Below are 24,365 nucleotides of genomic sequence, written 5' to 3' on the forward strand. Positions count from 1 at the left end.
ATTCATCTAGTTCGCCTCCAACCTGTAGGAGCGCACTTGTGCGCGACCGATCTACCTCACGGCGAGGTTGAAACGATGCGGTCGCGCACAAGTGCGCTCCTACAGGGGGGAGATGTCGCAAAAAAAAGGCGGCCATTGGCCGCCTTTTTTCATGACCTGGGGGAAGCGATCACTCTTCCGCACCGTCGTTCGCGAATGCGCCCGGTGCCGAACCAAAATCGCCATCCGCCTGCGCCGCCATGTACGAGAACGCTGCGTACACCGCCACGTTCTGCGCCAGTTCCTTCGGGTCGATCTTGTCGAGCGTGTCGTTGGCGGTGTGGTGGTAGTCGAAGTAGTTGGTGCCGTCCTGCACCAGCGTCAGCGCGGCCATGCCCTTGCCGTGCATCTGCGAGAGGTCGGAGCCGCCGCCGCCGGGCTTGCTGGCGTCATACGCCACGCCGATCGGCGCCAGCACCTTGGCGATCTGGTCGATGGCACCACGCGCTTCGGGCTTCACGCTGGCCGTCATCAGCCACACCTTGCCGGCGCCGAAGTCGGACTCGGTACCGAGCTGGAACTTCGACACTTCCTTGGCGTGCTTCTCGGCGTACGCCTTGCCGCCCCAAAGGCCCATTTCCTCGTTCGCGAATGCGATGACGCGGATGGTGCGATCCGGACGCTGCGGCATGTCATGGATCAGCTTGCCGGCGGCCATGGCGATCGCCACGCCTGCGCCATCGTCGATGGCACCCGTGCCCGGGTCCCACGAATCGAGATGACCACCAATGGCAACCCCCTGGTCCGGATGCGTCTTGCCGGTGACTTCGCCGATCACGTTGGCGCCCTTGTAGGTGCCGTTGAAGCCAACATCGAGATCAAGCTTGATGCTCACCGGCTTGCCGTAACCCACGATGCGGCTGAGCTGGTCGGCGTCGGGATTGGAGAGCGCTGCCGCGGGAATGGCGCCGTCCGGACCGGTGAAGCCGGTAACGCCCGTGTGCGGCGTGCGGCTGTTGGCATCGGTGCCGGCAGAGCGCAGCAGGAACGCGGCTGCACCCATCTTCGCGGCGATCACCGGGCCACCCACGCGAACAGCCGAACCCATGCCGTAGTCATGGCCGTCCTTCTGGCGCGTCATGCGCGCATCGACGTAGACGATCTTGCCCTTCACCTTGGTCGGGTCGGCGCTCTTGAGCGCGTCCAGGCTGTCGAACTTCACGACTTCCGCGGTGAGGCCGCCCTTGGGCGTACCGGCCGAGTAGCCCAGTGCGATCAGGTCAAGCGGCTGCGGGAACGGCGCCACGATTTCCGCATGCTCGCTGCGACGCTCCCACAGTGGATAGCTCACTTCCTCGGTGTACACCTTGTCGAAGCCCAGTGCCTTGAACTTGGCGATGGCCCACTCGCGGCCGCGCGCGTCAGCCGGACTGCCGGCCAGGCGCGGGCCGACTTCGGTGGTCACCGACGAAACGATCTCGTACGCCGTGTTGTCGTTCATCGCCTTGTCGCGCAGCTGTTCGGCCGTCTTTACGGCTGCGGCGGGAACGGTGGTCTGGGTGGCGGCGTTGGCCGAGCCGATGGCAAGCATCAGGCTGGCGGCAAGCAGGGTAAGTGGCAGTCGGCGCATGGGGCAGTCCTTGGGCGGAAACAACGATTATGGCCCGGCTCCACGCTGCTGCTTAGGCCAGAAGTCATGGAGCCAGAGACGAAGAGCGAAGAGGGAAGGACGGGAATGAAAAAGGCGCCCACCGGCGCCTTTTTCGCCACTCGATCCCCGCTCAATTCACGGTCGATTCTGCGTCTTCAGCAGGTCGCGGATCTCGGTCAGCAGCACCACGTCGGCCGGCGGCGGCGCGGGTTCGGCCTCCTGGCGACGCGTAAGCTTGTTGATCGCCTTGCCCACCAGGAAGATCGCAAACGCGATGATGATGAACTGGATAAGCGTATTGATGAACGTGCCGTAGCCAATAGCCACTTCGGCAATTTTGTGGGCCGGATCGGTATTGTCGGCCGGCTTGAGCACCCACTTCATCTGCGAGAAGTCGATGCCGCCGGTAAGCAGGCCGATGGGCGGCATGATGATCTGATCCACGAGCGACGTGACGATCTTGCCGAACGCACCGCCGATCACCACACCGACCGCCAGGTCGATGACGTTGCCGCGCATGGCGAATTCTTTGAACTCTTTGAGCATGCTCATGCTTCTCTCCCTTGGCCAGTTGGCGCTTGAACTCTAACCCAGCGATATGTGGACGCGGCATCTAGAGCCGCCTCCGCACGTTCAGACGACGCGGCCTTCCAGCGTGGCCACGCCCACCAGTTCGGCATGGAAGCGGTCGCCGCGTTGCATGGCCGATACACCGGCCGGCGTGCCCGTAAAGATCAGGTCGCCAGCCTTCAGTTCGAACAGCGTGGACAGGATCGCGATGATCTCGTTGACGCCGTGCACCATCTCGCCCAGGCGTCCGTGCTGGCGCTGCTGGCCGTTCACGGTGAGGGTGATTGCCGTATCGCCATCAATCGTCACCTCGCTGGCGCGGCGCAGTGCCGACACCGGTGCGGAATGATCGAAGCCCTTGGCCACGTCCCACGGATGGCTCTTGGCCTTGGCGACGGCCTGCAGGTCGCGGCGCGTCAGGTCCAGGCCCACGCCATAACCCCAGATCAGCTCGCCGGCCTGTTGAGCAGAAAGGTCATGTCCGCCACCGCCCAGCGCCACCACCATTTCCACTTCGTGGTGCAGGTCGTTGGTGGCTTGCGGGTAGATGACGTCGGCGCCGTCCGTCACCACGGCATCGGCCGGCTTGGTGAAAAACAGCGGTGTGTCCTTGTCCACCGTCGCGCCCATTTCGCGTGCGTGCTCGGCGTAGTTGCGGCCGATGCAGAAGATGCGGCGCACCGGAAAACGTTGGTCGCTGCCGATGATCGGCAGGCTCGGAACGGCAGGAGGGGTGATGGCGTATGACATGGCGTGGAGGGTATCACCGGGAGGGATACCGGCCATTCTACTGTCACGTCAGCTTTTTTCGGGCTGGGGTTGCGGGTACAACCGGACCGCTTTTGGCCCACTTCGCGTTTCAGCCCGGGTGACACGTGTCATCGCGTTTGGCTGATGAGGGCTTCTGGGAGGGAGCAGGGGCGCTCCCGCATTGTGTATCGCACCGTGGGAACCGGCGTGGACCGGCAGGGAGAGCGTGTGGCGAATGCGGATCTGTTGAAGGAACTGCGCATCGAGAAACACTTGCGCGAGGAACATGGCCAAGGCCCCGGGCGTTGGCCGTGGATCGCGGGTGGCATCGTGCTTGCGCTCGCGTTGGCGGCAGGCGTGGCGTGGTGGGTCATCAACCACAAGGCCATCGAAGTGCAGACGGCGCAGGCGCAATCACCCGTGGCCAACGCGGCGGCGGGTGCCGTGTTGCAGGCGACGGGTTACGTCACCGCGCGCCGCCAGGCAACGGTGTCCGCGCAGATCACCGGCACGCTCACTGACGTGTTGATCGAAGAAGGCGATCACGTGAAGGAGGGCCAGGTGGTGGCGCGTCTGGACGACTCCCAGTACAAGGCGGCACTCGAAGCGGCACGCACCGCCGCTGCGGCATCGCACGCGCTGGTGTCGCAATTCCAGGCGCAGCTCACCCAGAACGAGCGCGATGCCGTGCGCAACGAGGCACTCGTTGAAAAAGGTCTGGTCTCCAAGCAGGTCGCCGAACAATCACGCACCCTGGTCGACAGCACCCGTGCGCAGCTGGTGTCGCAGCAGCGCAGTGCATCCTCGGCTGATGCACAGGTGACCGTGGCACAGGTGAATTTCGACTACTGCGTGATCCGTGCACCGTTCGACGGCGTCATCACCACCAAGGACGCGCAGGTTGGCGAAATCGTCTCGCCGTTCTCAGCCGGCGGCGGCTTCACGCGCACCGGCGTGGGCACCGTGGTGGACATGGATTCGCTGGAAGTGGATGTGGACGTCAACGAGGCCTACATCGGCCGAGTCAAGCCGAACATGCCCGCGGAAGCCGTGCTCGATGCGTATCCCGACTGGAAGATTCCCGCGCACGTCATTGCCATCGTGCCCGCCGCCGACCGCGGCAAGGCCACGGTGAAGGTACGCGTGGCGCTGGGGCAGAAGGATTCGCGCATCGTGCCGGACATGGGCGTGCGCGTGTCGTTCCTCGAACAGGCCCAGGGCGAACAGCAGACGCAGGCGCCGAAGGGTGCGCTGGTGCCGGCCGCCGCCATCGCGCAGCGCGACGGCCAGGGCGTGGTGTTCATCGTGAAGGGTGACAGCGTGCAGCAGCGCAGCGTGTCGTCGGCCGCCTCCAATGTGGGCGACCAGAGCCTGCTGCCGAATGGCGTGGACGTGGGTGACACCGTGGTGGTGTCGCCTCCGGCGGAATTGAAGGACGGCGACCGCATCAGGGCAGCGACGAAAGCCGCGCAGTGATCGGCGGACGCAGGGCGTATCGGGTGCATCGCCACGCGCGATGCCAGGCACATCGCATCAGGAGCACGACATGGGCACGTTGATCGAAACCCGCGAACTTTCCAAGGTGTACGAACGCGGCAAGCAGAAAGTCGAAGTGCTGCATCACATCAACCTGGACATCGCCGAAGGCGACTTCCTCGCGTTGATGGGCCCGTCCGGTTCGGGCAAGACCACCTTGCTCAACCTCATCGGTGGCCTGGATACGCCCACGGGTGGCTCCATCACCGTGGCTGGCCAGCGCCTCGATCAGCTCAGCGGTGGCCAGCTCGCCAAATGGCGCGCCTCGCACGTGGGCTTCGTGTTCCAGTTCTACAACCTGATGCCGATGCTGTCGGCGCAGCGCAATGTGGAATTGCCCTTGCTGCTTACCAAGCTTTCCGCGGCGCAGCGACGTAAGAATGCGTCCATCGCATTGCAGCTGGTTGGCCTTGATGAGCGCGCCTCGCACAAGCCCAGCGAACTCTCGGGTGGTCAGCAGCAGCGCGTGGCGATCGCTCGCGCCATCGTGTCCGATCCCACCTTGCTGGTGTGCGACGAACCGACGGGCGACCTGGATCGCCAGTCTGCCGAGGAAGTGCTTGGCCTCCTGCGCGTGCTCAATCGCGAACACGGCAAGACCATCGTGATGGTCACGCACGATCCCAAGGCCGCCGAGTACGCCAACCACACGCTTCATCTGGACAAGGGCACGCTGGTCGAACAGGCCTTGGCGTGAGGATGCGACGATGAAATATCTCCACCTCATCTGGGCAGCGCTGTTCCGGCGCAAGACCCGCACCATACTCACGCTGGTGTCGATCATTGCCGCGTTCCTGCTGTTCGGCATGCTCGACGCGGTGCGTACTTCCTTCAACCAGGCCGGGCAGAGCGCCAACGGTGCGCAGCGCCTGCAGACCGGTTCCAAGCTTTCCTTCATCCAGACCCTGCCGCAGGCGCTGGAATCCCAGATTGCGCAGGTGCCTGGCGTGAAGATGGTGACCTACGCCAACTGGTTCGGCGGTGCCTATCAGGACCCGCACAATCAGGTGTTCAGTTTTGCCGTCGAACCCAATTACATCGATCTCTATCCGGAGATTGAGGTGAGCGCGGCGGAGCGCAAAGCATTCGACGATACGCGCACGGGCATCCTCGTGGGCGAGAAGCTGGCCAAGCGTTTCAACTGGAAGGTGGGTGACAAGATTCCGCTGCAGTCGACCATCTTCCCCGACAGGCAAGGCAGCAAGAACTGGTCATTCGACATCGTGGGCATCCTGCATTCGAAGGACAAGAAAGCCGGCGGCTTCTACGACCAGTTGCTGCTGTTGCACTGGAAATACTTCGACGAAACCACACCGTTCAATCGCGGACAGGTGGGCTGGTACGTCACGCGCGTAAACGATGTGAACGAGGCCGACCGGGTGGCCAAGGCCATCGACGCGATCTCCGCCAATTCCGATCACGAAACGCGTACGCAAACCGAGCAGGCGGCGACCGCCAACTGGGTGAAGCAGTTGGCGGATATCGGCCTCATCGTGGGCTCGATCATGGGTGCGGTGTTCTTTACGCTGCTGTTGCTATCGGGCAACACCATGATGCAGGCCGTGCGTGAACGCACCAATGAGCTGGCCGTGCTCAAGACCATCGGATTTTCCAACCATGCCGTGCTGGGCATCGTGCTGGCGGAATCGGTCTTGCTGCTGTTGCTTGGCGGCGTCATCGGCCTTGGACTCGCGGCGCTGATCAATCCCATCGTGAGCGCCGGCAGCGGCGGCATGCTGAACCTACCTGGCGTCGGTGCGAACAGCTGGATTCTTGGCCTGGTGCTGATGATCGCCATCGGTCTGCTGGTGGGCCTGTTGCCCGCGATGCGTGCAATGCGCCTGAACATCGTCGACGCATTGGCCGGCCGCTAAGGGGAGCGACATGAAAAATTTCCTGATCAATCTCGGCCTGCTTGCTCTCATCGTCGCCGTGCTTTTTGCGTGGATCGCCATGCCGTGGCAAGGCGTGGTGGTGCTGGTGGTGTTGTTCGCGTTGTGGATGGCCTTCCCGCGCGGCGGCCGGCGCGCCGCCTCCGTGGCCAGCGTGGGCATCAGCACATTGGGCCAGCGCATCGGCTCGTCGGCTGTCATCGTTGTCGGCATTGCCGGTGTGGTTGGCGTGCTGGTGGCGTTGCTTGCCATGGGCGAAGGCTATGCGGAAACGCTGCGCAAGACAGGCAGCGCGGATACCGCCATCGTCATGCGTGGCTCATCCGCAGCCGAAGTGATGTCGGTGCTCGACCACGACAGCGTCACGCTGATCCCGCAGGCTGCGGGCATCGCCAAGGACGCGAAAGGCCAGCCGATCGCTTCGCCGGAAATTGTCGTGGCCGCCAACCTTCCGCTCAAGGGCGGCAATCCCGACGACGAAGGCAGCGTGCAATTGCGTGGTGTCGGTGAGCAGGCCTGGGCGGTGCGTCCCAACGTGAAGATCATCGAGGGTCGCAACTTCCAGCCCGGCATGCGCGAGCTGGTCGTGGGCAAGGGTGCCACCAAGCAATTCGATGGCCTGGTGCCGGGCCACATCGTGAAGCTGGGCAACCAGCAGTGGACCGTGGTGGGCGTGTTTTCTTCAGGCGATGCCATGGATTCGGAAGTGTGGGGCGATGCCAGCGTGGTGGCCGATACGTATCGTCGCGGCAGCAGCCGTGCATCAGTCACCGTGCGCCTCACCGATCCCAAGGCCTACGACGCCTTCAAGAAGGAGTTGGACAACAACCCGCAGCTGAAAGTGGATGTGAACACCACCATCGACTACTTCAGCAAGCAGTCCGAAGGCATGACCAAGGTGATTCGGGTGGTGGGCATCGCGGTAGGCCTGATCATGGCCATCGGTGCGATGTTCGGCGCGCTCAATACCATGTTTGCGGCTGTTGCCTCGCGTGCGCGCGAAATCGCCACGCTGCGGGCCATCGGCTTCCGTGGTTTGCCCGTCGTGGTCGCCGTAATGCTGGAAACCATGTTGCTGGCCTTGATCGGAGGATTGCTCGGTGGCTTGCTCGCGTGGCTGATCTTCAATGGCTACAGCGCATCCACTCTCGCGGCTGGAACCGTGGGCAAGCTGAGCTTCGAGCTGCGCGTGTCGCCGGAGTTGCTCTGGACTGGCCTGAAGTGGGCACTCGCCATCGGTTTCATTGGCGGCCTGTATCCCGCGGTGCGTGCCGCACGCTTGCCGGTGACGACGGCGCTGCGCGAGCTTTGAGCAACGAGGGGCGGGGATTCTCCCGCCCCTCACTTGCACGTGGTGTTTTCGCGCGACATGCTCGGTGGCATCCAGGAGTGCACCGTCGCGGAGGACGCCATGCAGCGAAAGCGGGTGATCTGGCTTTGCATCATGGTTCTGTTGAATGGATGCACTCGCTATGTCGCGCACAAGATCGAGCATCCCGGTGCCGACAACAGTGCGCTTCAGGCGTACATGCGAGGCAATCTTCGCGAGCAGGGTTTCAGCTACGAATGGATGCGCACCGCAGACGGCGTGCGCCTGGCGTACTGGTTGGGCGAGCCAGGCAATTACGCCATAACCGAAACCTTCAGATACGCCGCCGACGGTCAAGGCTACCGCTGGCAGATGGAGCTGCCGGAGAAGAAGCCATTGGGCGTCGCGCCCGGCACGCGCGGCACCGTGGTGTTGCTGCATCCGTGGGAAGGGGAGGGCGCGATGCTGATCGCGTGGGCATATCACTTCGCTTCCAGTGGCTATGTGGTGGTGATGCCAGACCTGCGTAGTCAGGGCGAGTCGGACAAGGCGCCGGTGGGTTACGGGCCGCGCGAAGGGCGTGATGTTGCGGAGCTGGTCGAGAATCTGCGCGCCGCGCATCGATTGCCGGAACCCTTGTTTTTGCTCGGAGTATCCTACGGTGGCGCTGCCGCGATGTTTGCGGCAGCGGAATTGCGCGATGTCCGGGGCGTGATTGCACTGGAACCTTACGGCAACGCAGCGGACGTGATCCGGCGCGCGCCATCCACCGGCCTGTTTGGTCCGCGCTGGCTGGGCGCGGTGATCGGCAAGTCGCATGTCGATGCGGCCATCCATCAGGCGAGCCTGGATCTGGGCGTGGATCTGGAACACATCGACACGGCGAGGGCGCTGCAATCGGCGCCGTGCACCTTGATCGTTCGTGGCGCCAACGACTCATTGGTGTCGGCCGAGTCGCTTCACGCGCTGGTCGAGGGCGTTCCTGCGGCGCATTACGTGGAAGTGGAGCATGAGAACCACATCAGCCTCGTGCTTCGCACGGATCGCCTGCTGCCGCCCCTGTTGGCATGGATGGCCAATCTAACGGCAACGCCCGGCGTTTCCTGTCCCACCATTACGCCGCTGCCCGCCATGCGCGCTGCGACGTCCGGTCACGCTCAGGGCATCACTGGCGGCACGTAGGTCAACGTTAGGCCCAGCGCCCACAGCAAGCCCAGCACCAGCGGCACGTGCACCAGCAGCTGCATGAAGGTGAAACCGACCACGTCGCGCGCTTTCAATCCCAGCACGCCAAGCAGGGGCAGCATCCAGAACGGGTTGATCAGGTTGGGCAGCGCTTCGGCCGCGTTGTACACCTGCACGGCCCAACCCAGGTGCACGTGCAGATCGTTCGCTGCCTGCATCACATAGGGCGCTTCCACCAGCCACTTGCCGCCACCCGACGGCACGAAGAAGCCGAGCACGGACGAATAAACGCCCATCACGAGCGGGAACGTATCCGTGGTGGCGATGTGCACGAACAGCCCGGACAGGCGGTGCGACAATGTCACATCACCCACGCCCGGCGCATGCGTGAGCAGCGCGGCGATGCCGCCATACAAGGGAAACTGGATGAGTACGCCCGCCGTGCTCGGCACGGCGCGTGCCACGGCGTTGAGGAAACTGCGTGGACGCCAGTGCAGCAACAGGCCTGCGGTGAGAAACAGGAAGTTGTACGTGTTGAGATTCGCGATGGCGGTAATGGCCGGCTTGGTAGCGAACTCCACGACGAGCCAACCCAACCCAAGCGCGCCAATCAGCACGGAGAGCAGCGGACTGTATTCGAGCCATTCGCCAGGGCGCTGGCGTGGCGGCAGGGCAGGTGTCGGTGTTTCCGTCACGCCAAAACTTTCCGCCGTGCGCGCATGTTGACCCGAAGGCGCCGTGAGCCAGCACACCAGCAGTGACACGACGATCAGCACGGCCGTCAGCGCGATTGACTGCCACAGGAAAATCGTCTGACCGAACGGCAGCACGCCGGTGATGTTGATCAGTCCTGGCGGCATGCTTTTCGGATTCGCCTGCAACTGCGCGGCCGACGAAGAAAGCCCCATCGCCCACACCGCGCCAAGGCCTAGGTATGCCGCGGCGCCTGCCGCACGGTAATCCATGCGCAGCTCTTCGCGCCGCGCCAGTGCGCGCACCAGCAAGCCACCGAAGACCAGCGAAAATCCCCACGACAACAGCGACGCCAGCATGCTGATCAGGCCGACATAGCAGATGGCCCCACGCCCGCTTTTCGGTGCGCGAGCCAGCCATTCGATGAAACGCGCCACGACCGGCGCGGTGGCCACCACGTAACCGCCGATGACGACAAACGCCATCTGCATGGTGAAGGGGATAAGGCTCCAGAAGCCGTCGCCAAACGCATTCACGGTGACAATGGGCGTAGCACCGAACGCCAAGGCTGCCGCGGCGACAATGATCACGCCCAGCGCAGCGAACACCCATGCATCAGGAAACCATCGTTCGGACCACGCCGCGCAACGCAGCGCGGCACGCGCCATCAAGCCATCGTTCGATGCATTCATGGTGTCGCCCCGGTCCAGGATCGGGGCATGGTCACCGTGCAACCAACGCCAAGGCAAGCCCGGTGTTTGGATGCGTCAACGGCGCTGGCGTGCCAGCGTGATGGCGCCCACGCCAAGCAGGATGATCGCCATGCCGGCAAGGTCGTACGGGCCCACGCTTTCATTGGCGAGCAGCACGCCGAACAGCACGGCCACCGGCGGGTTCACGTAGGCGTAGCTGGTTGCCAGTGCCGGGCGTGCATGCTTGAGCACATAGAGGAAAGCGCTGAAGGCAATGATGGAGCCGAAGATGGCGAGGTAAACGAGGGCCGCCGTGGCCCGTGCCGTCGGATGTGCGGGCAACTGCTCGCCGCTGGCAAAACCGACGATCAACATGGCAACGCTGGCGCACAGCATTTGAGCGGCGGTGTTCATGGGGCCTGCCGGCATGTCCTGGCGGCGGCTCCAGGTGGCACCGAAGGCCCAGCTCATGGCGGCCACCAGCAGCGCGATGGCGCCGATGCGCGAACCCGACAGTCCGCTGCCGAGGTTGAGCACGATGACGCCGAAGAAGCCGATGATCAGGCCGATGGTTTCGCGTCGCGTCGGCCTTTCTCCGTAAAGGCCGGAGAACACCGCCGCGAACAGCGGCATGCTGGCCACCGCCACGGCGGCGACGCCCGAGCTCACCCGTTGTTCCGCGAAACAGACCAGCCCGTTGCCAACGCCGAGCAGCAAGATGCCGGTGATGGCGGCATTGCGCCATTGGCGTGCCGTCGGCAAGGCCACGCCACGCATTCTCAGGAACGCAAACAGCACCACGCCCGCACCCAGGAACCTGATGCCGGCGAGCAGGAACGGCGGATAGCTTTCCAGCGCGTAGCGGATGCCCAGGTACGTCGAGCCCCAGATGACGTAAAGCGCGAACAGCCCCAGCGGGACGAGCACGCGGGGATCGGCAAGGGAAGCTGGCGCCACAGGCGCGGCTGCGGAGGTCGTCGTGTCGGTCATGGCAGTGTGCGCGGGGAGCATCTCGGGGCGGATGCCGCTCATAGTTTACAAGCACTCCAACCATAGTCCGGGCCAGCCCGGGGCAGAAGCGAGGCTTCCGCAAGACAGTCTTGAGCGTGGCTCAAGTCAGGCGGCAGAACGCTTCCGCAGCGGCGTGCCTTGCCGTTCGCTGGCAAGCAGCTCGCGCTTGCGTGCCACGCCCCAGCGCCAGCCACCCAGCGAGCCATCTTCACGGACAATGCGATGGCAGGGGACGATCAGCGCGAGGCGATTGTTGCCGCACGCATTGCCCACCGCGCGCGCCGCCTTTGGCATCCCCAACTCGGCGGCAAGCTCGCCGTAACTCTTGGTAACGCCGGAAGGAATGCGCGTCAGCGCGTCCCATACCCGCCACTGGAACGCCGTGGCTGCCACATCAAGCGGAGGCAGTGCCGGTGCGTCGGCATCGCTCCAGCCCAGGTCGTGGGCGATGCGTGCAATCACCGCGTCGAGCCATTCCTCGCGCCCTGCGTCGACACGCTCATGCGACGCCTTGGGAAACTCGTCGGCAAGTCGCTGCTGCAATTCGGCGTCGCTGTCGCCAAGGGTCACCGAACAGATGCCGCGTGAGGTGGTGGCAACAAGCAGCCGGCCCAGTGGCGTGGCGGTGGTGGTGTACCGGATATCCGCGCCGGCACCGCCGGCTCGATAACTGGCGGGCGTCATGCCAAGCAGGCGATCGCTGTGTTCATACACGCGGCTGCCCGAACCGAAGCCGGCGTCGTAGACCGCGTCGCTTACCGCAGCACCGTTGCGCAATGCGCTCTTCAACTGCCCGAAACGGCGGGCGCGATGGTATTCCGCCGGACTCATGCCGTAGCGACGGCGAAAGGCGCGTTGAAGGTGGCTGGGACTGAGGCGGGCCGCGTCGGCAAGCGTCTGCAGGGTCGGCGCCTCTTCGGCGCGTTCCAGCAACTGGCGGACGTGTTCGAGCGTGGCTTCGTTGGCTTGGCGAGCGTTCATGGTCGACATCCGTTAACCGATGGATGCAGCCTAGTGCCGCCGCCGTGCAGCGGCCATCCGGATCTTGCGCAGCTCGGTCTTGGGGGTGCCTCGGCTAGCCCGAAGCTGTACGTCAGCGCGCTGCGTGACGCGTCTGGTGCAGCACCACGAACTCGCCGTCGATGACTTCGGGCACATGGGCGCGACGACCCGCAGGCGACATGGCGCCCCGCTTGCGCGACCATTGGCGCAGTGCGAACACCACGGCGCCGCCCACCAGCAGCACGCTGGCCACCACAAGACCGAACACCATCAGCACGCCGACCACGGCCAGCCCCACGAGCAACGACAGGGCGCGGACCAGCGGGTGACGGGAACGACGCGGCAGGGGCAGCGAAAAACGCATGTGTTAAAAATCCGTGTGGTAAAATCAACGACTTACGTGAGTAACGATGGGGCCTTACGGCCAAAGAGGCAAGTGCCTATGGACACAGCAACACCCGACCAGGCGCTCTGCCGACTGGAAGACATTCCCAACGGCGGCGCCATTGCCGTGGATGCCGTACTGCGCGACGGCGAAGAAAGCGTCATCGTGCTGCGTCGCGATGACGCGGTGCGCGCCTACCTCAATATCTGCCCGCACGCCGGTCGTCGACTGGACTGGGCGCCGGGCAAATTCCTGGTGAAGGACAGCCTGATCGTTTGCGCCGCGCACGGTGCGGCATTCCAGGACATGGATGGCTTGTGTGTCGGCGGACCCTGCCGCGGCGAGCACCTGCGCGCCGTCGGCGTGCGCGTGACCGATGGCGAAGTCTGGCTCGACGACTGAACCGATGCGGGGCGGCCAACGCAAGACGGCCCGGGCAACCCCGGGCCGTCTTGTTTACTCGACGATCTTGTCGAGATTGTTGTTGAAGTTGTCCAGGTCGCGATCGCTGGTGAGCGAGTACAGCGTGTAGCGCTTGTTCAACGACGCGCCGCCGTCGCGGATCAGTGGATCCCACACGAAGGCCGCGCGCGTCATGGTGGAGCGCGGCAGCATCAGGTCGAACGGGATCGAAATGTAGATGCCCTTGTCGAAGCTGCCTTCGCCGAACTGTTGTGCGGAAACATTCGTCTTCGTCGCATACGCACCCATGCGCACGCCATTGGTGAATTCACGTGACACGTCCACGGTGGCGCCCCAGTCGCCTGCCAGGTAACGGCCCGCGCTGATCGCCACGGTCACGTCCTTGTAGCCCATGTTGAAGTAGCCCGTGACGTGCCCCGTTACCACGTGATAGCCGCGGAACGAGAAATCCTGGTCGTAGCCGCGCTGCTTCACCCAGTTCACGTCCGTACCGATCGCCCAGCGCTCACCGAACGGCCGATACAACACTTCGCCACCGACGCCGCCGAACATGCTTTCGAGCATGCCGCCGTACGCCATGCCGTAGAGGTCCTGTCCCAACTGACGCGTCTGGGTCAGCTGGAAAATGGGCATGGTGATGGTGGAACTGGTGACGTACTTGCGCACGTCGGTACGCACGCGGGGCAGGTCGCTCGGCGCGTCGTAGGTGAACTTGTCGTAGTTGTCGACCAGGTCGGCCGCCAGCACGCCGCTCCACCACAGGTTCGGGGTGAAGTGCACATCGACGTTGTAGATGGCCGAAATCTGGTACAGCAGGAACGCGTTCGGGCCGCCCAGGTTCTGGCCGTAGGTCAGCGCGAACGACTGATCCACCCGCTTGATCGGCGCGGTGTACAGCACTTCCTCGTTGCGCGGCGTGGGTGCGTTCTGTTCCACGCCGCGACGGAAATCCGAGAGATCGATGTCGTGATCGATCAGTTCCTCGAAACGCGGACGATGCACGCTGGTTTCGGCCGTGGTCAGGCCTTCCTGCTGCGCTGCCACGGTGAACCAGTCCACGCCCTGGCCCAGATGGTTGTCGAGCACGCGCGATGCACGGCCCACGGCCTTCGCATCATAGAGATAGCGCTGCTGTTCGCCCGTCACCACCACTTCGCTGCCGCGACGGGTGATGCTGGACACCTGGATGCCTGCGTTGTCGTGCAGCTCGCGCGCGACCGACGCCCAATCCACCTGCTCGGGCGCCTGACCCACCGTGCCTGCACTGCGTTGCGGCAGCGGTGGATCGAGCAGTTTCGTGGGGCCGGTGCCCTGCGCCACGTTGGCGTGCAGCGTCAGCCCGAACATCACGGTGTTGCCGCGCTCGTAACCCACGCTCAGGTCAAGGTTGTGGCTCGGGCGGAACACGGCGCCGACGTTGATCGGCGAGTTCTGCGGCTGATTGTTGTGCTGCGGCTCGTGCTTGTAATCGTTGCCGTCGTACTCGGCCTTCAGCACCAGCCAGTCCCAGGGCGTCTGGTAGCTCACGCCACCGAACAGTGCCGCCGGGCCGCGGAAATACGTATTGCTGCTGAAACGGCCGGTGCCGTCGGTGGTCGGACGCACCTTGAACTTGTCGCTGATGATCGAGAAGGGGTTGGTGATATCCCCGCGCGCGCCCACATAACCCCAGCCCATGCCCAGGCTGACGTCGAGCGGACCGAGGCGCTTGTTCATCACCACGTATTCGCCCGAGAACAGGCCGGTGCCGCCAATATCACGCGCACCGACGCTGAGGTCAGGCAGATAGTGGCTTTCCGTCCACAGCCGCACCTTCACGTCGATCGATTTGTCTTTGTAGCTCTGCGAACCGCTGAGTGATTCAGGCCCGTAAAGGCGATTGCTCACGGCCGAGTAACGGAAGATACCTTCCAGCCACGGTAACGGTTGCAGCGAAACGTTGTAGCGATCGTACGGCTGCACATGGCTTGCGGTGAGCGCGATCTCGCCTTCGTCGGCCATGCGTGCGGTCGGCGTCTGCCACAGGCCGACACCACCGAAATCGCTTTGCGTCGGTGCGTTGTCCGCCCAGGCCGTGCCCATCAACAGGCAGCTCGCCAGCGACAGGGCACAGCCACAGCGTCGGCGCAGCACGCGACGGCTTTGTTTGCGGAGACGATGCGTCATGGCTGTGCTTCCGGCCAGGCGATCGGCTGCGTCGCAAGGAAGTTGGCCAGCTCACGGTTGAGGTCAGGCGCCACGTTCTTGAGGCGATACTCGCTGATGGGCACGTAGACGACGGCGCCCGGCGCAAGCGAAAGCGGATGGCTGCGATTCCACGCGCCCATGCCTTGCCGGAACACGCGGCCATCCGGCTGGATCACGAAGATCCAGTCGTTGTCCGCTTCCTTCAACAGGGGGCAGGCCTTGAGATAACGCATGGCATCCTGCAAGGCGACATGCGGCAGCTCGCACGCCGCGGCCACGGCACCCACCACGCGAATCGTGGAGGGGCGCGTGGGGTAATAAAGCGCGTCGCCTTCGGCAACGGGCTTGTTTTCCGCGGGAGTGACTTCGAGCGCGCGAGGATCCAGTAACGCCACCTGGCGGCCGGTCACGGGCATGCGCTGTACCCATGACGCCATGCGGGCGGCCAGATCTGCCAGGCCATCATGTTCGTCCTTCAGGGCGTGCAGGCGCAGCTGGTTGAGATCGAACAATACGCCGGCCTTATCGCGCGACTGGGCGGCCTGCAATGCAGGGCGAAGCCACGCCGCGCCGGCCGTATAGGCGTCCCTATGCAAGGGTGACGAAAGAGCCGCCTGACTCAGCCTGGCGCCTGCCGGGATGTTCCTGGTGCCGCCTGCATTGACGGCGCCCCGTACATCGACCTGCGTGGCAACGCTCCCGGAAGAAACCCCCAGGGATGCCAGCAGGCCGAGGCAAAGCAACGCGCTGCGCAGCCTCATGGGCTACCCCGGTAAGGACGAAGCTGCACAACGGTCAGCGTCAGGCCCGGCATGAGGTGTTGTTCGCTTTTCCAGACGAAGCCGTCCTGCGGGTCCACCCAGTAACGGTTGGTGGCGTGGAATCCGGCCGCAGGCATGGCCATGTCTTCGGTGATCAGCGTCACGGCATGGCTGGTGCCGAGAATGTCGATGGTGGCGTTGCCCGATGCCGAAAGCTCGGCGTGCACGGGAATGCCGTAGCGGTATCCGGGAGACCAGTCGTCCTGGCGGTCATAAGCCGCATGCGAGTCGACATGGTTCAGGCCGGCGTCGAACGGATCGTTCGTGGAGACGATGCGGCTGGCATCGAGGTTTTCCGGCAGGCCGAACGTCTGCACGACGCGCCCATGGTCCAGCACCACGAAGGCGCCGTCCTTGCCGTACCAATACTGGCGATGGCCATCGATGTTGCCGAGCACGAGGATCGCATCACCACCGTTCGTGGTGACGTGGATCTGCGCGTAGGGATTGGCCGCAACCTGCTCGGGCGTCGGATTCAACTTCGCGTGGCTTTGCCACTCCAGCTTGATCGTGTCGATGGTGCCGCGCGTTGCCTGGGTGCAGCCACCCAGTAAAAAGACACACGCCCACAGCCATACCCCTGCGCCCCAACGCGATCGCCTTGTGTGGCTGGCGGCGTTGGCGTGGCGCACTTCGGCGGCCGGCTCCGCGTGAGCCGGTGGCGGGGTAGCCCCTGAACGCACGTCAGTTGTGGCCGAGGTTGTAGCTGGCGTCTGCCGCGCTGCTGATGATGCCGCTCAACGGCAGCAGCTGTGACAGGAAGCGGTTCCAGCGAGTTACGCCAGCAGGGCCCACAAACACCACGTCACCCGGCTTGACCTTGAACTGATCCGCCAGCAGGAACGCGTCGGGCGAGCGCGCGTCGAGCTGATACACCGTGCCCTTGGCGTTTTCCAGGTTCTCGATGCCGCGAATCACGTACACGGCCTTGCCCTTGGACGTCGACTGGTTGAGGCCACCCGCGCGCCCCAGCGCCTGCGTAAGCGTGAGGTCGGTGGTCTTGAACGGAAGCGCGGTCGGGCGATTCACTTCGCCGATCACGTACGCCTCGTGGCGATCGTTGTAGGGCAGGAACAGTCGATCGCCCGGCTTCAGGTACACGTCCTGGGCCATGGCCTTGCTGCTGTTCAGTGCATCGAGATCGATGTGGTAATCGTGGCCATCACGCGACAGCACCAAACCGGAAAGGTTTGCCTGCTCGGTGTTGATGACAGCCACGCCAAGAGCCTGGGAAAGCGTAGTGGGAATGGCGGTGATGGGTTGCGGGTCGGTCTTGATGAAAGCGCCCTGCACAGTCACGCGCTGGCTGCCGTAACCGATCACATTCACGTCGACCTGCGGCTTTTCCACATATTTGGCCAGCTTGTCGCTGATGGCCTTGCGCAGTTCTTCGATCGTCAGGCCCGAGACCTTCAGTTCGCCCACATAGGGGTAAAACAGCGTGCCGTCTGAGCGCACCAGTCGACCGTTGGCCAACGTCTGCTGCTGCGGACCCGCTGGCGATGTCAGCTCGGGGTGATCCCACACCGTGATGTACAGCGTGTCTCCCGCGCCGATGCGGTAAGACTCGGGCTTGTACGCCAGCAACTCCGGCGCAATCGCAGCCGCATTCTCCGCTGCCCGATCCATGGCCAGCTGCTTGGGCGTAATGGGCACGATATCGACGCGGCTGCTTTCGTCGGCGCTTCGCATCATGTTGCTGGTGGACATGTGCTGGCCCGGCGCCCAGATGCATCCGTGCAGCAGGAGGGTCGCGGCGGCAAGCGCCACGGCAGTGCGTACGTTCATGACTTCGGATTCTTTGACTTACAGGCAGCAACCATCCGTGCCGGACGTGTCCAGCACGGATGGCTCGTGTACTGCGAAAGGGTTAGTGGGTGCCGGTCGTGCCGGTGGTGCCGCCGGTACCGCCGGTGCCACCCGTGCCACCACCGCCAGCGCCCGGCGGGGTGTTCTGGTTGCCATGGCTGTCACTGCCACCGCTCGCCACCGCAGCGGCGACTGCGGCAGCACCCACCACGGCAGCGCCAATGGCCACTGCCGACATGCTGCCGACTGCAGCGCCGGAACCTGCGGCGGCACCAGACGCCGACGCGCCGGACGTGGCCGCGGGCTGAGCCGGAGCCGGCGTCGGAGCCGGCGACGAAACCGGCGTCGGAGCCGTCTGGGCAAAGGTCTGGCCAATCATGGCCGTCGTCAGGACAACAGCGAGCAATTTCTTCACGAGAACTCCATTCTGGTGGTAAACGGGCGCCATATAAGCACACCCTTGCCAGAAAATGAACGAACCGCTGGCCCCCTTGGCGGATCGCCCGTTCAGTGACGCGGATCAAAGTTGAGTTATGATTGTAAGCTGAATGCAAGACTTATGTTGGCATTTTGTGAGCAGCAGGTGATCGGTATGTGAGCGTTAAGCGACGCCTCTCGTCAATCACCAAAAAGCAAGATCGGCATAAGGCGCGTTTTCTACAGGGGTCTGTTTCGTGGGGGTACTGCATGCGCTTTCGCGCGTGCCGGGCTTTTATGGGCAGTGGATAGTGCTTGCTTGAGTTGCTCGCTGCTGTGTTCAAAAGGATCTTGATTGTCTGCGTGGGGAACATCTGCCGTAGTCCTACGGCTGAGTACCTGTTCCGTCATCACCTTGCATCGGCTGGTGTCTCCATTGAGAGCGCCGGCCTGGGCGCGCTTGTGGACAAGCCCATGGACCCGACGGCTCTTGAGGTGCTTGGGGATCACGGTGTTGATGGTGTTGCGCACCGTGCGCGCCAGATCAGCGCATCCATGCTTCGCGACGTCGACCTCGTGCTTGCCATGGAGCGAGAGCACGTCAATCGCATCGCACGCCTTGCGCCCGAAGCCAGCGGCAAGGTGATGCTGCTGGACCGCTGGAATCAGGGTGCAGACATTCCCGATCCCTATCGGCAAAGCCGCGAAGCATTCGATCACGTCTACAGCCTTATAGATCGCGGTGTAAATGCGTGGCTGCCGTATTTGCGTGTGTCGTGATGTCGATTCCAGTGTAAGAAAACTCCTACGCATGAGGGCGCTGATCCCTCATACGCAGCCAAACAAAATTCCTTCAACCTAGCTGACCTTTTTTGGACGTCCGGCATGGCCGCAACTCAAAACACCTCGCCACAAGAAGACGAGATCGACCTGCGCGAATTGCTCGGCACGTTGGTCGACCACAAGTGGCTGATCGGCATCATCACGGGCATTTTCTTCGTGCTCAGTGTGGGCTATGCCGTGCTCGGCACGCCGATCTACGAGGCGGATGCCCTGGTGCAGGTGGAGCAGAAGGTGCCGGATCTCCCGGGCCTGAGTGCCATCACGCAGACGCTCGGCGCGTCGAGCTCCGAGGCGACGACGGAAATTGCGTTGATCACATCGCGCACGGTCATCGGCAAGGCGGTGGACGACCTCAATCTTCAGATTGAAGTAGCGCCGTACCACTTCCCGATCTTCGGTGGCTGGGTGTCTCGTCATTTCGTGCCCGACCAACCGGCCGACGTGGCGTCGCCGCTGCTCGGTTTCAGCCGCTACGACTGGGGCAATGCCAAGCTCGACATCTTCCAGATGAAGGTGCCCGCTTCGCTGGAAGAAAAGAAGCTGGTCCTCGTTGCCGGTGAGCATGGCAACTACACGCTCTACTACAGCGGCGATGTCATGCTGACGGGCCGCGTGGGGGATGTTGCCACGGGGCATGGCTTCACCATGCAGGTGCGCGAGCTGCGCGCGAACCCGGGAACGCATTTCACCGTCATCCACCACACGGCGCTTGCGGTAATCAACCAGCTGCAGCTGGACATCAATGCCACGGAACAGGGCAAGGATTCGGGCATCATCCAGCTCACGTACGACCACGAAGACTCCGATCTTGCGGCCGCGCTGCTTGATCACGTGAGCCAGGCGTACGTGAAGCAGAACGTGGAGCGGAACTCCGCCGAGGCAGCGAACAGCCTCAAGTTTGTTCGCGAGCAGCTGCCGCGCATTCGCCAGGATCTGGACAACGCACAGAGTGCGCTGAATGCATTCCAGACCAAGGCGCACTCGGTCGACATTACGCTGCAGACCAAGGGTCTTCTTGACCAGGAAGTGGCGATCGAAACGAGCATCCAGCAGCTGCGCATGCAGCAGGCGGACATGGAACGTCGTTTCACCGGCGAGCATCCGGCGTACAAGGCGTTGCTGGAACAGATCGGCCAGTTGCAGGCGCAAAAGACCGGCATTGAAAAGCAGGTCGGTGGGTTGCCCGATACGCAGCAGGAATTGCTGCGACTGACGCGGGATGTCGAAGTTCTCAACGCCACCTACACGGGTCTGCTCAACCAGGCCCAGCAGCTCGACATTGCGCGAGCTGGCACGGTGGGTAACGTGCGCATCATCGACCAGGCGGCCGTGGATATTTCCAAGCCCGCCAAGCCCAAGAAGCCGCTGGTCGTGCTTGGTGGCACCTTCCTTGGTGGATTCCTGGCCGTTGGCTTTGTGCTGCTGCGCCAAATGCTCAGCCGCGGCGTGGAAGATCCGACCGCGATCGAGCAACTGGGCCTGTCGGTCTATGCATCCATCCCGAGCAGCGTGGCGGAAAAGCAGAGTTTCCTGCAGGGGCGTCGCGGACGTACCGACGGCCGGCAGAAGTTGCTCGCCGTCAACGCGCCGGCGGATCTTGCCATCGAAGCCTTGCGTAGCTTGCGCACGAGCCTGCATTTCGCCCGTATCGAGGCGAAGAACAACATCCTGATGATCTCGGGCGCCAGTCCGGGCGCCGGCAAGACGTTCATTTCCTCCAACCTGGCTGCGGTCATCGCCAAGGGTGGCCAGCGCGTGCTGCTCATCGACGGCGACATGCGCAAGGGTGCATTGCACACCGTGATCGGTGGTCGTCCTGACAAGGGCCTTTCCGAACTCATCTCCGGCCAGTTGACCGTCGAGGACGTGATCCGCACGGTGCCCGACGCGGAAGGCCTGCACTTCATCGCCCGTGGCAAGGTGCCGCCCAATCCGTCGGAGCTGCTCATGCATGCGCGTTTCAGCGAATTGCTCGAAACCCTCAAGCCTGACTACGACCTGGTCATCATCGATACGCCGCCCATTTTGGCGGTGACGGACGCGGCCATCATGGGCCACCACGTGGGCACCAGCCTGCTGGTGATCCGCTTTGGCCTCAATCAGGCGAAGGAGATCGCGTTGGCAAAGCAACGTTTCGAGCAGAACGGCGTGCAGATCAAGGGTGCGGTGTTCAATGCGGTGGAGCGTCGTAGCACGGGCTACTACTCCTACGGGTACTACGAGTACGGCAGCAGCCCGGCCTGAGCGTTCAAAACGTTTCGAAATATCGACATAAACAGGGATTCTTTGAGTCCCTAGTACGAAGAGTCTATTGGTTGCTTACGCGGGGTCGATCATGATTCCGCAGCTCTTTCACGGGGGGTGAAATGAGGGGCAATGAAAGTGAGTGGCGCAGCCCGAAAGAGGGACGGTTTTGCGTCGGTGATCTGCCTGTACGTCGGACGAATCGTCACGGCAGAAACATGTCGTTCGCAAACTTGGACAAGGAAGGGATGCGTCAATGCTGACAATGCCAGGAGTTCCGCAACTTAAACGGGCGGAGTCCCATTTCTTTTCAAAATACGCAGCGTTGCTGGACATCGCACTTCGCGTGAGCGACGTGCTGGTTATCACCGTGATGGCGCTTGCCGTCTATCGCTGGGAGTTCGGCAACTTCTCGATGGATATCCACTACACCTCCGGCCTCATCCGGACGGTGCTGCTGGCACTCGTGATCTTCCCGGCGACAGGTCTCTATCGCAGCTGGCGCGGTGAAAACCGACTGTTTGAACTCGCGCGGCTTTGGCTGGCCTGGTCCGGCGTCATGGTGATGTTGCTGGCGATCGCCTGGGCGCTGAAGACCACCGACGCCTATTCGCGGGTCGGTGCGGGCACCTGGTTCGTCACGACCGGTGTCCTGCTGACGATCGACAGGTTGGCGCTGCGCTGGGTGCTTGGCCACATTCGCATGCGCGGAGTCGATTCGCGCCGCGTGCTGCTCATTGGCAGCACGCAGGCGGGGCAGCGCATTGTCAATGCGGCCCGCAAGAACGCATGGGCCGGCCTCGACATTATTGGCTACGTGCGCACTCCTTACGATCAGGTGGAAATCGATGGCGTGCCCTGCCTGGGCGATTTCGACGACATCGCCGCATCGTTCGATGGATGGGAGCCAGACCAGGTCTGGGTCGCGCTGCCCATGCGCGCGGAAGCCATGATCCAGAAGGTGCTGCAGCTCACCATCGACAAGCCGTCCACCATCCGCCTGGTCCCGGACTTCTTCGGGTACGAGTTGATCAACCATCACGCCGCCGTTCTCAACGGCGTGCCGGTGATTACCTTGCGCGCGAGCCGAGTGACGGGCCATTCGCACATCGTGAAAGGCATGATGGACCGTGCCATCTCTGCGGTGCTGTTGTTGGTCATCAGTCCGCTCATGCTGGTTCTTGCGCTCGGTGTAAAACTGAGCAGCCGTGGCCCGGTGTTCTATCGCCAGCGCCGAGTCGGTATGGATGGCAAGGAATTTGACATGCTCAAGTTCCGCTCCATGCCTGTCGACGCGGAAAGTAAGGGCGTGCAGTGGGGCAATGCCGGCAACAAGACGACGACACGCTTCGGCCGCTTTATTCGCAGCAGCAGTCTTGATGAGCTGCCGCAGTTCATCAATGTGTTGCGTGGTGAGCTTTCAATTGTCGGCCCGCGCCCGGAGCGGCCGGTTTTCGTGCACGAGTTCAAGCGCACCATTCCCGGCTACATGCACAAACATTTCGTGAAAGGCGGCATTACGGGCTGGGCGCAAATCAATGGTCTGCGCGGTGATACCGATCTGGCCAAACGCATCGAATACGACCTGCACTACATCAAGAATTGGTCATTGTGGCTGGACGTAAAGATCATGCTGCGCACGCCTCTGGTCCTTCTGAAGAGAACCAATGCCGTCTGATGCGGGAAAGGAATGGTGACGGGTAGGGTCGAGCCCGCGCCGGGTGGTTAACTTTAGAGTTGATGAAGATGAGTAGTACCGGGTGGTTTGTCTATTGGGGCGTTTCGTCGCTTGCGATGATTTGCTTTGTTATGGCGGCGCAGCAGACCACCCGCCTGGGGGAGCGAAGCGTGCACGGCAGTTCGAAAGGACTGTCGCTGCTGTGCATACTTAGCGTCTTCGTCCTGGGCGCCTATTTCATCGGACTTCGGCCGATCAATCTTGGCTCCGATACGCCAAATTATGTTCGAGCCTATCGCGCACTCGGCTCGTTGACCGGGGCGAGGGAAGTGGGTCTTGCCTACTTCGGCAATACCGAGTGGCTTTACTGGCCTGTACAGGCCGTGGTGAAGCTTCTGGTGCCAGAGCCGTCGGCGTGGCTGTTAACTACGTACGCACTTACTTTTTTCGGTGCCTGGCTGGCCTATCGCTTCATGGCGCAGGAATTGGGCGCCCCAGCGATCATTTTTATTTTGCTGTTCTTTACCTATGAGTTGGTTTTCTTTGGAAACATTCTCAGACAAGTTGCCTCCTATCCACTGGGTATTCTTGCCTGCTATCAGCTGAGTGAGCGGCGACGATTCCGTGCGAGCGCGCTCTTCGCCATCGCTGTCGGGTTGCACTGGTCGTCACTCATATTCGTCCTTTACCCCGTTTTGCGCATTCTGCCGATTACCACGCGGGTACGCGCGGTGATCTATTTCGCTGGTGCCCTTGCTGCCTCCGGACTGATCCTCGCTCTCACGCAGCGCATCGGCGGTGCGTCAGCGGCACTGGGAAGCATGGCTAGTCTTTCCGAAAAAGCGGCTTCGTACTCGGGCGGCACCACTGGCTTTGGACCCGTGTACACCACATTCAATTTTTTCGGCTGTGTGGTGATGATTCTGATGTACCTGCTGGCCCTCGATGACGTCAGGCGCAGCCCGGTTTTCAATGCAGTGTTTTTGTTGTTTTCTGGATTGGTTGTCGTGGGCGTCGCCGTGCCGACTCTTTCCGAGCGCTTCATTACGAACACTCTGTACTTGTTTCCGGCTATCGCATGGGTCGTCGTGCGCCGCTTGATCCCTCGCTCAGAAGGGCTGCGTCGCATCGCGTTAGCCGTGTTCTTTTTGACGATGGGGGCGGCGGTGCTGATGCAAAAGAGCGCTATCTACACGCTGGGACTCGTTTCGGACTAGTCCGCTTGTCCCAATTCTTGGTCGCTTTACTTTTACCCAAGTTTGCCCGTGACCACTGGTTCAGAGATCGA

22 protein-coding genes are annotated in these 24,365 nt (G+C 62.8%); 10 read left to right on the plus strand and 12 right to left on the minus strand.

The features are described 5' to 3' along the window. Positions 1-169: 169 nt before the first annotated feature. The 3 genes from DK366_RS01610 to DK366_RS01620 form a co-directional block, all read right to left on the minus strand. Positions 170-1,609, minus strand: coding sequence for a M20/M25/M40 family metallo-hydrolase (locus tag DK366_RS01610; protein ID WP_109123756.1), 1,440 nt, complete (start codon positions 1,607-1,609; stop codon positions 170-172). Positions 1,610-1,765: 156 nt separating this feature from the next. Next, positions 1,766-2,182, minus strand: a complete 417-nt coding sequence (gene mscL / locus DK366_RS01615; RefSeq protein WP_109123757.1) for a large-conductance mechanosensitive channel protein MscL — start codon at positions 2,180-2,182, stop codon at positions 1,766-1,768. A gap of 81 nt (positions 2,183-2,263) precedes the next feature. Beyond that, the gene (locus tag DK366_RS01620; protein ID WP_109123758.1) at positions 2,264-2,950 is read right to left on the minus strand and encodes a fumarylacetoacetate hydrolase family protein; all 687 of its coding nucleotides are present in this window, start codon (positions 2,948-2,950) and stop codon (positions 2,264-2,266) included. 228 nt (positions 2,951-3,178) lie between these two features. Between DK366_RS01620 and DK366_RS01625 the strand changes: the two genes are divergently transcribed. From DK366_RS01625 to DK366_RS01645, 5 genes are all read left to right on the plus strand, one after another. Then, the gene (locus tag DK366_RS01625) at positions 3,179-4,426 is read left to right on the plus strand and encodes an efflux RND transporter periplasmic adaptor subunit (protein WP_109123759.1); all 1,248 of its coding nucleotides are present in this window, start codon (positions 3,179-3,181) and stop codon (positions 4,424-4,426) included. A 70-nt stretch (positions 4,427-4,496) separates the two neighbouring features. After that, positions 4,497-5,183, plus strand: coding sequence for an ABC transporter ATP-binding protein (locus DK366_RS01630; protein WP_109123760.1), 687 nt, complete (start codon positions 4,497-4,499; stop codon positions 5,181-5,183). Positions 5,184-5,193: 10 nt separating this feature from the next. Continuing rightward, complete coding sequence (locus DK366_RS01635) at positions 5,194-6,360, plus strand: FtsX-like permease family protein (protein ID WP_109123761.1); 1,167 nt, start codon at positions 5,194-5,196, stop codon at positions 6,358-6,360. A gap of 10 nt (positions 6,361-6,370) precedes the next feature. Next, positions 6,371-7,690 carry an ABC transporter permease gene (locus tag DK366_RS01640; RefSeq protein ID WP_109123762.1) on the plus strand — a complete coding sequence of 440 codons (1,320 nt, stop codon included), beginning with the start codon at positions 6,371-6,373 and terminating at the stop codon, positions 7,688-7,690. A 99-nt stretch (positions 7,691-7,789) separates the two neighbouring features. Beyond that, complete coding sequence (locus DK366_RS01645) at positions 7,790-8,869, plus strand: alpha/beta fold hydrolase (protein ID WP_157956423.1); 1,080 nt, start codon at positions 7,790-7,792, stop codon at positions 8,867-8,869. Here the strand turns inward: DK366_RS01645 and DK366_RS01650 are convergent. From DK366_RS01650 to DK366_RS01665, 4 genes are all read right to left on the minus strand, one after another. Then, positions 8,845-10,233 carry a TIGR00366 family protein gene (locus DK366_RS01650; RefSeq protein ID WP_109123914.1) on the minus strand — a complete coding sequence of 463 codons (1,389 nt, stop codon included), beginning with the start codon at positions 10,231-10,233 and terminating at the stop codon, positions 8,845-8,847. The genes DK366_RS01645 and DK366_RS01650 overlap by 25 nt on opposite strands. 99 nt (positions 10,234-10,332) lie before the next feature. Then, positions 10,333-11,247 carry a drug/metabolite exporter YedA gene (gene yedA, locus DK366_RS01655; protein ID WP_109123915.1) on the minus strand — a complete coding sequence of 305 codons (915 nt, stop codon included), beginning with the start codon at positions 11,245-11,247 and terminating at the stop codon, positions 10,333-10,335. A 126-nt stretch (positions 11,248-11,373) separates the two neighbouring features. Beyond that, complete coding sequence (locus DK366_RS01660) at positions 11,374-12,249, minus strand: methylated-DNA--[protein]-cysteine S-methyltransferase (RefSeq protein ID WP_232820864.1); 876 nt, start codon at positions 12,247-12,249, stop codon at positions 11,374-11,376. A gap of 112 nt (positions 12,250-12,361) precedes the next feature. Continuing rightward, positions 12,362-12,634: a hypothetical protein gene (locus DK366_RS01665; protein WP_109123765.1), complete on the minus strand. Its 273-nt coding sequence runs from the start codon at positions 12,632-12,634 to the stop codon at positions 12,362-12,364. A gap of 78 nt (positions 12,635-12,712) precedes the next feature. On the opposite strand from DK366_RS01665, the gene DK366_RS01670 reads away from it, so the two are divergent. Then, the gene (locus tag DK366_RS01670; RefSeq protein WP_109123766.1) at positions 12,713-13,057 is read left to right on the plus strand and encodes a Rieske (2Fe-2S) protein; all 345 of its coding nucleotides are present in this window, start codon (positions 12,713-12,715) and stop codon (positions 13,055-13,057) included. A 54-nt stretch (positions 13,058-13,111) separates the two neighbouring features. On the opposite strand, the gene DK366_RS01675 is transcribed toward DK366_RS01670, so the two are convergent. From DK366_RS01675 to DK366_RS01695, 5 genes are all read right to left on the minus strand, one after another. Beyond that, positions 13,112-15,244 carry a YjbH domain-containing protein gene (locus DK366_RS01675; protein ID WP_109123767.1) on the minus strand — a complete coding sequence of 711 codons (2,133 nt, stop codon included), beginning with the start codon at positions 15,242-15,244 and terminating at the stop codon, positions 13,112-13,114. Continuing rightward, positions 15,241-16,026 carry a capsule biosynthesis GfcC family protein gene (locus tag DK366_RS01680; RefSeq protein ID WP_109123768.1) on the minus strand — a complete coding sequence of 262 codons (786 nt, stop codon included), beginning with the start codon at positions 16,024-16,026 and terminating at the stop codon, positions 15,241-15,243. Before DK366_RS01680 ends, DK366_RS01675 begins: the two co-directional genes overlap by 4 nt. Continuing rightward, complete coding sequence (locus tag DK366_RS01685) at positions 16,023-16,769, minus strand: YjbF family lipoprotein (protein ID WP_109123769.1); 747 nt, start codon at positions 16,767-16,769, stop codon at positions 16,023-16,025. Before DK366_RS01685 ends, DK366_RS01680 begins: the two co-directional genes overlap by 4 nt. 1 nt (position 16,770) lies before the next feature. Next, on the minus strand, positions 16,771-17,796 hold the full coding sequence (locus DK366_RS01690; RefSeq protein WP_109123916.1) for a polysaccharide biosynthesis/export family protein: 1,026 nt from the start codon (positions 17,794-17,796) through the stop codon (positions 16,771-16,773). Positions 17,797-17,956: 160 nt separating this feature from the next. Next, positions 17,957-18,310: a hypothetical protein gene (locus DK366_RS01695; RefSeq protein ID WP_198651379.1), complete on the minus strand. Its 354-nt coding sequence runs from the start codon at positions 18,308-18,310 to the stop codon at positions 17,957-17,959. Positions 18,311-18,648: 338 nt separating this feature from the next. Here DK366_RS01695 and DK366_RS01700 point away from each other — a divergent pair, with 338 nt between their 5' ends. The 4 genes from DK366_RS01700 to DK366_RS01715 all read left to right on the plus strand — a co-directional run bounded on the left by DK366_RS01700 (position 18,649) and on the right by DK366_RS01715 (position 24,294). After that, positions 18,649-19,092 (plus strand): low molecular weight protein-tyrosine-phosphatase, encoded by a 444-nt coding sequence (locus tag DK366_RS01700; RefSeq protein WP_109123918.1) that lies wholly within the window; start codon positions 18,649-18,651, stop codon positions 19,090-19,092. Between the two features lie 105 nt (positions 19,093-19,197). Then, a complete protein-coding gene (locus tag DK366_RS01705) occupies positions 19,198-21,399 on the plus strand; it encodes a polysaccharide biosynthesis tyrosine autokinase (RefSeq protein ID WP_109123770.1) in 2,202 nt (733 codons plus the stop codon). A 256-nt stretch (positions 21,400-21,655) separates the two neighbouring features. Next, a complete protein-coding gene (locus DK366_RS01710) occupies positions 21,656-23,077 on the plus strand; it encodes an undecaprenyl-phosphate glucose phosphotransferase (RefSeq protein ID WP_109123771.1) in 1,422 nt (473 codons plus the stop codon). 68 nt (positions 23,078-23,145) lie between these two features. Continuing rightward, positions 23,146-24,294: an EpsG family protein gene (locus DK366_RS01715; protein WP_157956424.1), complete on the plus strand. Its 1,149-nt coding sequence runs from the start codon at positions 23,146-23,148 to the stop codon at positions 24,292-24,294. Positions 24,295-24,365: the final 71 nt, after the last annotated feature.

The organism is Dyella sp. C11, assembly GCF_003121485.1.
In the GTDB taxonomy this organism is placed as follows: Bacteria; Pseudomonadota; Gammaproteobacteria; order Xanthomonadales; family Rhodanobacteraceae; genus Dyella.

Excerpts from the sequence above, each read along its gene's own strand:
- DK366_RS01705 (WP_109123770.1), top strand. The coding sequence starts at position 19,198 with ATGGCCGCAACTCAAAACACCTCGCCACAAGAAGACGAGATCGACCTG.
- DK366_RS01660 (WP_232820864.1), bottom strand. The coding sequence starts at position 12,249 with ATGAACGCTCGCCAAGCCAACGAAGCCACGCTCGAACACGTCCGCCAG.
- DK366_RS01645 (WP_157956423.1), top strand. The coding sequence starts at position 7,790 with ATGCAGCGAAAGCGGGTGATCTGGCTTTGCATCATGGTTCTGTTGAAT.
- mscL (WP_109123757.1), bottom strand. The coding sequence starts at position 2,182 with ATGAGCATGCTCAAAGAGTTCAAAGAATTCGCCATGCGCGGCAACGTC.
- DK366_RS01620 (WP_109123758.1), bottom strand. The coding sequence starts at position 2,950 with ATGTCATACGCCATCACCCCTCCTGCCGTTCCGAGCCTGCCGATCATC.
- DK366_RS01640 (WP_109123762.1), top strand. The coding sequence starts at position 6,371 with ATGAAAAATTTCCTGATCAATCTCGGCCTGCTTGCTCTCATCGTCGCC.
- DK366_RS01610 (WP_109123756.1), bottom strand. The coding sequence starts at position 1,609 with ATGCGCCGACTGCCACTTACCCTGCTTGCCGCCAGCCTGATGCTTGCC.
- DK366_RS01665 (WP_109123765.1), bottom strand. The coding sequence starts at position 12,634 with ATGCGTTTTTCGCTGCCCCTGCCGCGTCGTTCCCGTCACCCGCTGGTC.
- DK366_RS01635 (WP_109123761.1), top strand. The coding sequence starts at position 5,194 with ATGAAATATCTCCACCTCATCTGGGCAGCGCTGTTCCGGCGCAAGACC.
- DK366_RS01690 (WP_109123916.1), bottom strand. The coding sequence starts at position 17,796 with ATGTCCACCAGCAACATGATGCGAAGCGCCGACGAAAGCAGCCGCGTC.
- DK366_RS01670 (WP_109123766.1), top strand. The coding sequence starts at position 12,713 with ATGGACACAGCAACACCCGACCAGGCGCTCTGCCGACTGGAAGACATT.
- DK366_RS01715 (WP_157956424.1), top strand. The coding sequence starts at position 23,146 with ATGAGTAGTACCGGGTGGTTTGTCTATTGGGGCGTTTCGTCGCTTGCG.
- DK366_RS01650 (WP_109123914.1), bottom strand. The coding sequence starts at position 10,233 with ATGGCGCGTGCCGCGCTGCGTTGCGCGGCGTGGTCCGAACGATGGTTT.
- DK366_RS01675 (WP_109123767.1), bottom strand. The coding sequence starts at position 15,244 with ATGACGCATCGTCTCCGCAAACAAAGCCGTCGCGTGCTGCGCCGACGC.
- DK366_RS01680 (WP_109123768.1), bottom strand. The coding sequence starts at position 16,026 with ATGAGGCTGCGCAGCGCGTTGCTTTGCCTCGGCCTGCTGGCATCCCTG.
- DK366_RS01710 (WP_109123771.1), top strand. The coding sequence starts at position 21,656 with ATGCTGACAATGCCAGGAGTTCCGCAACTTAAACGGGCGGAGTCCCAT.
- DK366_RS01630 (WP_109123760.1), top strand. The coding sequence starts at position 4,497 with ATGGGCACGTTGATCGAAACCCGCGAACTTTCCAAGGTGTACGAACGC.
- yedA (WP_109123915.1), bottom strand. The coding sequence starts at position 11,247 with ATGACCGACACGACGACCTCCGCAGCCGCGCCTGTGGCGCCAGCTTCC.